Genomic DNA, 10,983 nt, shown 5'->3' on the forward strand with positions numbered 1-10,983 from the left:
AATGGGTTTATTACTCCTTACCAGGCTAGATTCAATTTCTTTGGATCCTAATGTTCCCATTTTGCTTGACCATTACACTCTTTCTAATGATATTTTAGAAAATTTAAAGTCTTTTTTTGATCGTTCTTATGAAATAGAATTAAATAATCTAAATAATTTTTGTGTTGAGTATAAAAAACTAACTTCTAAAATCAATTCATATATAGAGAACATCCAAAAAAAAGAATTTAATTTTACTGCTCATTCTGACCTTAAGGTTTCCTTTAATAACCTGAAAAATTTAATAGAATTAAATAATGAAAAATTGGAAAAAAAATTGAACAATCCATCTCAAAAAGTTGAAATTGAAAATATCAGACCTTTATTACAAAATATTAATAATATTCTTTATGATTATAATGAAAGAATTGATTCTAACAATAAAATTGTCAATAACAGACAGCAAGAATTCGACTCTTGTAAAGACCTATTTTGGAAATATACTATATTAAATTTAAAAGATAAAATAAAAAACTACCTAAAAAAGAGTAATGGACTCAATAAGGCTTCCACTAATATAAATTCCATTATTTTAGAAACAAAAAAAGAAATAGATAAATTAGATTCTGAAATCAAAACTTTAGAAGCCTCAACAACTAATATTACACCTACTATTCAATTTATCAATAAAACACTTAAAAGTTTTGATTTTAAGGGATTTTATATTAAAGAAAACTCTAAAGGAACATATAAACTAGTAAGAGATGACGAAACTCCTGTCAAGGATTCTCTTAGTGAAGGAGAATATAATTTTATAACTTTTTTATATTTCTATTATTTAGTTTATGGTAGCCATGAAAAAACAGGTCTTACCTCTAGTAAAATTATTGTCATTGATGATCCAGTTTCTAGTTTAGACAATCATGTATTATTTATTGTTAGTAATCTTGTTAAAAAGATAAGAGACGACTGTCGAGAAAATAAAAATGGTATAATCCAACTATTTATTTTTACACATAATACTTATTTTCACAAAGAAATAAATTTTCTAGGTAGCAGAGATCACTACGGAAAAGATGAAGTCTTTTTTGGGATACTAAATAAAAAAGATAATCAAACAATTTTGACATCATATAAGACAAACCCCATAAATTCTTCATATCAACTAATGTGGAAAGAATTAAATAGTGCCAATGTTTCACACACTACCTGTTATAATACTATGCGGCGAATTTTAGAATATTACTTTAATATTATTGGAGCAAATAATTATGAAAAATTAATAAATAAATTTGAGGGCAATGATAAATATGTATGTCGAACATTAATTTCTATTATTAACGACAATTCTCATGATATTACTGATGATTTCCATTGTGATATAAATATAGATAATATCGAAAATCATAAAAAAATTTTTAAGCTTATTTTCGAAAAATTAGGGCATAGTCAACATTATGACATGATGAGTCAAATAGAATAGTAAATAAAAAAACGTTAAAAAATAAAGAATTTAGCTTATATTTTTAAAAGTTAATTCTTTATTTTTTTTAACGAAATTCTAACCAAAAACAACGTCCGATAATGTTGCTTATGTTCTTAAATAAAAATCCCTTTTCTATAAAATATATAGAAAAGGGATACACTTACTATCTGTTTTAAATTTCCTTAATGATTTTATTTTGTTAAACTATCTGTCACTTTTTTAACTTTACTATAGCAGAAAAAAAATATCCCGAACAAATTTATCTAGTTTATGATGACACCATTTATTCTTCGTTCTTTATCAAGATTTCCTATCTCCAACGCCCCTTTACAGTTTCCATTATAAATATCTTCATATACTTTTTCACTTGTTATACGCCCTATTTCTCTCCCCTTATAATATATCCATAATTCGTCTTTTATTACTTGGTCAGTTGCTAATATAAAAGTCATACTACTATTTTCTAATTTTAAACTTATAGGATTTACATAATTTGTGTGGTTCGGTATATATGGTTTCACTTTTTTTAGCTCTTTTATTATTAAGTTAGAGTTATTTAATTTACAATTTCCTGTCATTACTGATTTATCAGAACTTGTATTTATAATTTTCAAAAATTCTTTCCTATTATTTGTTGTTTTTATTCCAATAATTAGAAAAATAATTGGAACAATAGTTAACAATAAAATTCCTGAAATAATAAATTTATATAAAGTTGCATTTTTTCTTAGCGATACCATAATACAAGTCACTATTATCAATATAAATACCACATATAATAATTCTAACATGTCATTTCCTACTTTCATTGTACAATTTTTGAATTGCTTTTATGGCTTCATCTGATTTCATCAATGTTTGAATAGTATTTCTCGCTTTGATCTTAAACATAGCATGATGTAAATATAAAAGATCATTTGTTGGTTGCTTTCCTGGATTAGGCATAGCTATTATGGACTCCATATCATACACAGATGTTTTACCAAATTCTATTGTTACTACTCCTGGAGAAACTCCTACCCCGATGGAAGCTGATTCAATTAACCCTGCCTTTGCTATAATCAGCTCTCCCGTTTTCAAATTTACAGGAACTAATATTCCTGTCCCTGCTCCAATTTTTGTTCCTGGAAGTCCAGCACTAGCTGTGATTAAAAAATATGTTCCTCTAAATTCATCAGGGGTATTTACATACGGTGCAAAAAACTTATTAATACCAATACTTGCTCCTGAATCAGTCTTTAATCCTATATTTCCCGAGGCTTCACCAATTATATAAGCTTTTCCTGTGTTTGGATTAAAAATATACCCTAGCCCCAATTCACCAGATAGTTTAAAAAATCCTCCACCTTCCAAACCAATTGAATTCACATATGTTTGATCTCCAACATGAATTCCAAAATCAACATTATTATAATCTTTCCCGTCTCCTGTTAAACTTAATGAAGTATTGCTATCTCCTAGTTTTCCAGTAAAATAATTATTTGAATGTCCTGCTAAAGTTTCTGTTCCTGAGCCTTTATCTTTTTCATTTGCATAATTTATTCCATGGCTTAATTCTTCCGCTAATATTCCTGCAAGTATGTCTTTATTTCCTATTCCTTCTGCTTCTGTATTCACTAATATTACTATTTTCCCATTTGAATCTATATAGGCTTGCCCTCCTCTGCCTTCAAGATTTTCATAGTTTGATGAATCTGTATAAATTACTTCTACTTCATAACCTTCTTTTGCTCCTATTTTCTCTATTGCTTCTGCCATTTCTTCCTGTGATTTTGCATTTTTAAAGTCTTCCACCAATCCTTCATTTCTCCATTTTTCTGCTTGTCTTTCCTCTCCTAATACTCCTATAGGGTTTCTTTTGTCATCTTCCTGCTTATTTATTACTGTATCTATTACACGACCTACTGCCGCTACTTCTTCTCCTGCCAACTGTATATTTTCTTTAAAATCTTTCCTTCCCTGTTCTGTTGCCAATACCAGTACTCCACTCTCTACAAATGTATTGTAATGACCACTGTCTTTATCTTTTGTCGTTTCCTGCATATTATTCAGGTCTTTATTTATTTCATCTCCTGATGATTTTCCTATTTCTACATTTCCTACTACTGTATTGTGAGTTATTCCCTCTTTTTCTTTATTTTGATACTCTACTCCTATACCGCCATTACTTATAGTTCCACCTGCTACATTATAATTATCTTTATTATTTATATCTTTTCCAATATATTCATCTATTTTTATTTTACTATTTGTATTCTCTTCTGTTCCTATTACTGCTCCCTCATTTGTTACTTTTCCTATTGATAAATCAGAACCTTCTCCTATTATAAATCCACTTGGTGTATCAACATAGCTTCTATCTCCTGTTGTTTGATTTCCTCCTACAGTCCAAGAACTTATTCCGTCATGCTCTATTCCTTTTCCGCCATTCGGGGTTCCTATTATTTGTGTATTTGTTCCTGCCGAATAATTTGAACTCGATCCGTCAGTCTTACTTGTATTCTGTTTGCTTTTTATATCTAATTCTGCTATATTTCCTGTTACTTTTCCGCCATATTGCTCAAATCCGTCTATTGTCATTTTTCCTACATTATTATAGGTTTCATTTACTCCAACAAAAATTCCATTCTGATAACTTGTTCCTTCCTGTGTATAGTTGGAATTTCCTCCTGCTACACTTAAATTTACTGAGTTTAATCCACCTGAGCCCATTCCACCTGATACTGTGGTATTGCTTGAAGATGAACTATAATAATTATTTAATTCCACTGCTTTCTTCTCCATCTCTTTTACATTGTTATAAATAAATGTATCTCCATAAGACTGTGTTCCTTCATATGTTATTTTATCTGTATTATTGTACGTTATACTTGAATTCTCATCAAGTCCGCTTATTACTGTAACTACCCCTGTTTCATAATAAGTGTGGCTCTTACTTTCACTTTGAGAAGCTGTTAAACCTACATTTGCTGATACATAAAAATTATTATTAGCCCCCCTTTGATTTCCTGCAAGACCATTTATTGTCCCTACTGCTGAGTTTATTACTGCTACTCCTCCATTTACCAGTCCTGCTGTTCCGTTTCCTTTGCTCGCTGCCTCTACTCCATTATACATCTGATCTATTCTGTTTAATAATGGTGAACTTATTGAAGCACTTACACCTACATAACTTTCTTTATGTTCTGTCTGCTCGTCATATGTATTTTTTGTAGCTCCATAATATACTTCCTTACTATTTACCACAATAGCCCCATGTTGAAAGTTTGTTGCTGATAAACTGAATTTATCTCCGTCTACTATTGTTCCATGTCCAAGACTTACATTTGACATTGCCTGTGTCTTCTGATTTATATTTATTGTATCTTCTGTTCTCTGTATTCCTGCTCCTGCCGATATTCCTCCGCTGCTTACATCAAAGTTTGATACAAATCCTGTTTTCTTTTCCTGATGATAATAAGAGCTGTTTAATTCTCTTGATGTCGATGTTACATTTCCTCCAAGATAAGAATCATCTCCTGTTACAAAGGTACTTCCTATTATATTTATATCTCCCTTTGTTACCGTGCTTCCTCCTACAAAGAGCTGGGCTTCCACATTCTGCTCTTCATATGATTTTGTATGCTGTTCTCTGCTACTGAAAGTACTTTTGTCTGTTCCTTTTGATTCGCTGTAAATATCATCTACCTTAGATTCTATATTTATTTTCTCTACATTTAGTAAGGCATTTTCTGATACTACTACTGTTGAGCCTTCTATGTTAAGATTCTTTCCTGATACATATAAGTTATCTGCTGACACTACTCCGCCTACATTTTGATTGCTTCTGTATACTGCATAGTTATCACTGCCTGAACCAGAATTATCTTCTCCGCTTAATGTTAAAGCTCCTATTGTTACATTTTCTTTTACATCTAATATTACTGTTTTTCCTCCAAGGATTCCTGCCTTTGAATCATAATTATCAGCTTCTATATATGTTGTTACTCCTGAGCTTATTTCTCCTATACTCAAAAGATTTTCATGTTGTGTATTATTATTACTGTTTCCATAACTGTTTGCTGTAACCTTACTTGAATTGTTTATTACATCTCCATTTTTGGCTGATAGCGCCACTGATTCAATTCCTCTTATTACTCCGCCTATATTCTCTATATTTCCTTCTGTCGCTGTTATTGATACCTGATTCCCTCTTATTTCCGATAATTGATTTGTATCTGTTACATTATATACTCTTCCTGCATTTATGTATGTTACTCCGCCATTTCCTATTAACTGCCCGTTATTTCTTAATTCATCTGCTGTTATAGCTGTTAATTCCAGTCCGCCTACTCTGTCTCTTCCGTCTGTTTCTATTGTTGCTAAAGTTGCCTGACTTAAATATACTTTTGGCACCAGTACCTTTTCTCCATTTACTACTTCATACTCATACCAGATTATATCACTCTTAAGGGCTTTTACCTGATCTGAGGTTAAGGCTACTCCTAATGATAACTGCAGGTCTTTTTGAAGTTCCACCGAGTTATCAAGCATGGCTTTCATCAATTCCTTATCACTTAGACCATTTATAAATCTTGTTCCTAATTTATCTGATATTGCTCTTGTTACCAATAGATATTCATAATATGAATCTCCAAGTCTTCTTGCTCTGTTCCAGTCATTGTTTTCATCATATCCTATTCTTGATAGATAATAGTCACTTCCATAAAATTCGCCAAGATTTATATACTGGCTTCTTGTTTCCAGTAAATATTTAGAGTTTGAATCTTTTGATGTACTAAAAAGACTGCTCTGCGCTGATAAAGGGTCTATAGGCAATACTCCTGTTGCTATTATGTCTCCTATTGGTGTCATATTCTTAACGACATTTATTATTCCAGAAGTTCCACCAGTCTGACCTGTATTTACTGTCTTACCCGCCACAAAACCTCCTGAGGTTGTACTTCCTGTTATAAGCTGTTTATCTCTTTGTATTTCTGATGTCAGTTCAAGGTTTCCTGTATTTATGATCAGATTTCTTGCTTCAATTACACTTGCCTGTCCTGTTACATAAGCCTGATCTCCGTTCTCTATTCCTCTCCAGTATTTCACATGGTATTTCCTATCGCTTCCGCTTCCGTAATGTTCCTGCTTATAGTATTCTACTCCATCTTTTAACTGAACTAAATTTCCTAATGTTGTATTATTTCTTATTGTTGTCGCTGTTAATTCTGCTGTATTTCCTGCTGATATTTTTCCGTCTTTATTATTTAGTTCATTAGCTGTTACTATTATGTTATTTCCTGCTGATATATTCGCATATGTTGTTACTGCATTACTTCTTATTTTTCCTTTCAGTGCTACTCCCGGGAACTGTGTTGAACTTGTTCTTATATATGTACTCTCGTCCATTGGATACCTGTCAAAATATCCTTCTACCGATCCCTGAGTAAAGTGCTTATAGTCTATTGCTGTTGGATTTAAACCCCATAAATCTTCTAAAAAGATATTCGCAAGTAAAAACTGATACTCTGCTCTGTCTAAAACTGCAAGTAATCCTGTTCTATACAAACCTTCCAGTTTATTTGACTTATTCTCTCCGTATTCTTCATTTTTCCATTTAGTCATTACTTCTGCCTGTGTCAGTATCTGACCATCCCATGTTTCATAATAGATTTCGTAGTCCCAGAGTCTGTCTACACTCCCTATATTATCTATCTTAGTTACTGTCATATTTATATCACCAGAACTTTGAATTGTTCCTGTCTGATTTAAAAGATAATTTCCTCTTAAGTTTATTACTCCTGTTGACAGTAGTTCTCCGCTTAAATTTTCCAGTGTATTAAAATTTATATCCAGTAAATTTCCGCCATATATTGCTTTAGTTGCATTATTTGTCAGTTTGTCTGTTGCTCTTAATACTGTCTGTTCTGAAAAGGCTATCAGATCATTATTTACTATATTATTTCCTGATATATTTCCGTTTCTTCCTGTTATCATACTGTTATTTGTTATATTTCCTGAACCCTCTATTACTATTGAACCCGAAGCCAGTTCTACATTGTTAGTTATGTCGTGACCTTTTAATTCTATATAGCCTTTTCCTGTTACCATATCATTGTGCCATATATCGTAAGCATTTATTTGCAAGTCATTTTCGCCGTGTAATGTTCCTCTTAAGTCTATATTTCCTGATGTTGTTAAGTATACTCCTGTCCCCTTTATATTTCCGCCGTTATTATTATATCCCGATATATTATACATCTCTATTATATTTGATTCTAAACTTCCTGTATTTGATAAATTACTTCCCGATAAGATTATCTTTTGATTAGAACCTATATATCCTGTATTGTTAAGTACTGTATTTCCTGCATTTATTACTTCTTCCGCTATTATTGTTCCACTGTTTGTTAAGGCTCCTGTTAGTAAGTCTACGTTTGTTCCGCTTAACTGACCCTGATTTAATATATTAGAACCTTTTAATTTTCCTGTATTTATAACTGTTACTTTATTTGTATTATGAATATTTGTATTTTCTACATCTAAGGCTGTTGTTATTATCTCCCCCTGATTATAGAAAGTTACTCCTCTTGTCAAAAGACTGCCTACTGCTTTTAAACTTCCATAATTTAATAAATCTCTTGTATTTAAGGTTCCGCCGACATTTAATAAATTATGATTATTAAGATTTCCAAGTATCAGAAAACCACCATTGGTATTTAATACCCCATGGTTTACTACATTTCCGTTTGTTGCTATTCCTTCTCCTGTATTTAATACTCCTGTATTTGTTAGATTCTTTGTTGTAAGTTCCTTATTTGTTACAAGTTCATTCTGATTATCTAAATCCAGTACTGATATACTGCCTTCTCCTACTATTTTTCCTGTATTAATTACTGTTTTAGCTGTTAGCTCTCCTGTACTCTGAACACTTCCGATGTTTGTTAAGTCCTGTAGGATTATTTTGTTTTTTCCATATAAGGTGCCTTCATTTAATATTGAACCGCTTATATGAAGTATATTATCTGTTAAGATTCTTCCTTTATTTGTTGTACTTAAACCTATTGTTATATTTCCTTCACTCTGAATATCTGAACTGTTAAAAAGTGAGCCTGATATATTTATTAGGTCTTTTCCATATACTATATTCGATGTACTCAGATTTCCTGATACTGTTAAGCCTTTTTCAGATATTAGTTTACCTGTATTTACTGTATCATTCCCTAGTGATATGTTTCCTTTGGAATATATATTTGTCTGATTATCAAGTTTTCCTGATATATTTATATTATCTGCTTGTGTTCCTGCTCCCATTAGTGTTGTTTTCTCTGCTGATATATTTAAATTACCATTTGTATATGTTGAACCTTCCTGAATAAATTCTTTTGCCTTTATATCTACTCCTGAATTTCCTTGCACTTGGTTTGTTTTTACTATTCCATCTGCACTGATAGATAAGACCTTATATCCGATTAAATCTGATTTTACACCCACGTCCCCTGAATTGACCACGACTTTAATTTGGTTGCCATATATTGAACCGTAGGCTGAGGCTGATAAAAGTATCTCATTATTATATATTCCCTTATTTGTATACTCTCTTGTATTCGGGTTATAGTCAAATTCTCCTGCTATTAAATCCAAGTCTCCATCTTTGGCACTTATTATTCCGTCTATGTTTATCTGTTTTGATAATAAGGCTAAATACTGTAGTCCTTCTGCATTTATTCCCTCACGACCAATATCAATACTACCCCCGCGAATATTAAAGGGCTGTATATCTCCATTTCCATCTAAATATACTTTTGAGGTTGTAAAAATTACCTTGTCAAAATTTATAAAGCCTGTGTTATTTAAATAAAATCCTCCATTTGCAGAAAATATTAAGTCTGTTTTTTTATCTGACATTACTTCTAACCAGTTTTCTATCTCTGCTCTGTCTGCTCCGTTTACTCTGTTTAAAATTAATCTTGCATACTGTTCCTTGCTTAAATTAGGATTACTCGGTATCATTCCGCCAAGATGACTTCTTCCTACTCCTGATCCGAAGTTGTTAAATACTGTGGGGTCTTTGGTTTTGAACTCTGAATAGTCGTTAACACTTATACCCTTTGAGTTTGGTGTATTTATATTTATTAAATTGGCTCCGTTTTGTGTTCTGTCCACGCTTGTATTCTGTCGTACATTTTTATCTACTTTTATATCTGCATAACCTATATTCGCCAATAAGTTTATTAACAGCCATACTTTCAATACTTTTTTTATTTTTCTCCCTTTCATAATTCCTCCCATTAATAAAAAAAGCAACCAATAAATGAGATACTTAGTAATTGTAATTAGTTTTCCTAATCTGTTACCTTATATTTCTTTATCCGTTACTTTTTAGCTTTTTTCATTATAATTATACATAAAATTATGGTTTCCTGTCAATTAATTTTACTCATCTACATTATAGTTTTTTCATGTGAATTTTTCGTGAAGATTTTTCAATTATTATTTTTTATTTAACTTATATTTTTTCTCTATATATTCCCATGCGTCCGGTAATTTTTGGATACCTAAATTTCCTAAAATAGCAACTACGCTTGGTAAGTCCTCATCTCTTTCTATTTCCATATTAGTTAATCTTTTTCCTTTTTCCATATATCTTTTTACCAACAATTCTTCAAAATCTTCTCTTAGTATAGATGTCTCTTTTTTTCCAAATGATTTTAACCCTGACCTTTCCCTTGCTACTCTCACTGTTCCAAATAATGCTCTTACTGCTCTTAAAGGAGGAAGACTATTTATTGCCTTCATATCTGTTTTTAACGGATTTCTCCCTTCTCTTTCATAAAATGTTTTTAATGCTTCTATTACTTCTTTTCTAGTATATTTTTTACTTCTTTCTGAAAGCTTAAATCCTGCTGCTATTTTGGCTTCCACTTTTCCATTAAAATACATTTCTATATCTTTATCTGTCGGAAGATCGTTTGACATTGTAAATTCTCGTGCTCTCGGCTCCCTACCTTCTCTTTTATAGAAATTTTGGATTTTCTCTATTATCTGCTCTCTGCTTAGCATTACACTAAATTGCTTTTCTTTATAGCCTAGTTCAGCATATAAATTACTTTTGTGACCATAAAACAAAACTACCTTACTCATATGGGGTAATCCGTTACTAGAAAGATATTCTTTTTTTAACGGTAATCTTCCATTTTTTTCTATAAATTCTTTTACCATTTTTTTTATTTCTATTTTTTGAATTTTTCTCATTTCTTCTTTTTTTGCTCTCATTTTCATTGCTAGTCCTGATTTTTCTATAGCTGCATTCCAGCTACCAAATCTTTTAATTACAGTTGAAGAATCACATACCGATTTATCAGAAGAAAATAACTTTATTGATATTTTGCCATTTTTTTTGTAAAAAGCTCTCATCTGATTCAGTAAATCATCATCACTAATCTTCTTCATGAAGAATACTGTAATGGTCAAGCAAAATGGGAACATTAGGATCCAAAGAAATTGAATCTAGCCTGGTAAGGAGTAATAAACCC

Annotated in this window: 4 protein-coding genes; 1 reads left to right on the plus strand and 3 read right to left on the minus strand. The window is 31.2% G+C overall.

The genetic code is table 11. The features are described 5' to 3' along the window. On the plus strand, positions 1-1,462 hold a 1,462-nt coding region (locus NK213_RS17465), incomplete at its 5' end, for an AAA family ATPase (protein WP_253351564.1). 266 nt (positions 1,463-1,728) lie between these two features. On the opposite strand, the gene NK213_RS17470 is transcribed toward NK213_RS17465, so the two are convergent. The 3 genes from NK213_RS17470 to NK213_RS17480 all read right to left on the minus strand — a co-directional run bounded on the left by NK213_RS17470 (position 1,729) and on the right by NK213_RS17480 (position 10,900). Continuing rightward, complete coding sequence (locus tag NK213_RS17470; protein ID WP_253351566.1) at positions 1,729-2,256, minus strand: hypothetical protein; 528 nt, start codon at positions 2,254-2,256, stop codon at positions 1,729-1,731. Between the two features lies 1 nt (position 2,257). After that, positions 2,258-9,727: a hemagglutinin repeat-containing protein gene (locus NK213_RS17475; RefSeq protein ID WP_253351568.1), complete on the minus strand. Its 7,470-nt coding sequence runs from the start codon at positions 9,725-9,727 to the stop codon at positions 2,258-2,260. A 213-nt stretch (positions 9,728-9,940) separates the two neighbouring features. Next, complete coding sequence (locus NK213_RS17480) at positions 9,941-10,900, minus strand: homing endonuclease associated repeat-containing protein (protein ID WP_253351570.1); 960 nt, start codon at positions 10,898-10,900, stop codon at positions 9,941-9,943. Positions 10,901-10,983: the final 83 nt, after the last annotated feature.

It is taken from the genome of Sebaldella sp. S0638, from assembly GCF_024158605.1.
GTDB lineage: Bacteria > Fusobacteriota > Fusobacteriia > Fusobacteriales > Leptotrichiaceae > Sebaldella.

Bases quoted from the DNA above. Each gene is read 5' to 3' on its own strand.
- NK213_RS17470 (WP_253351566.1), bottom strand. From the start codon at position 2,256: ATGTTAGAATTATTATATGTGGTATTTATATTGATAATAGTGACTTGT.
- NK213_RS17475 (WP_253351568.1), bottom strand. From the start codon at position 9,727: ATGAAAGGGAGAAAAATAAAAAAAGTATTGAAAGTATGGCTGTTAATA.
- NK213_RS17480 (WP_253351570.1), bottom strand. From the start codon at position 10,900: ATGAAGAAGATTAGTGATGATGATTTACTGAATCAGATGAGAGCTTTT.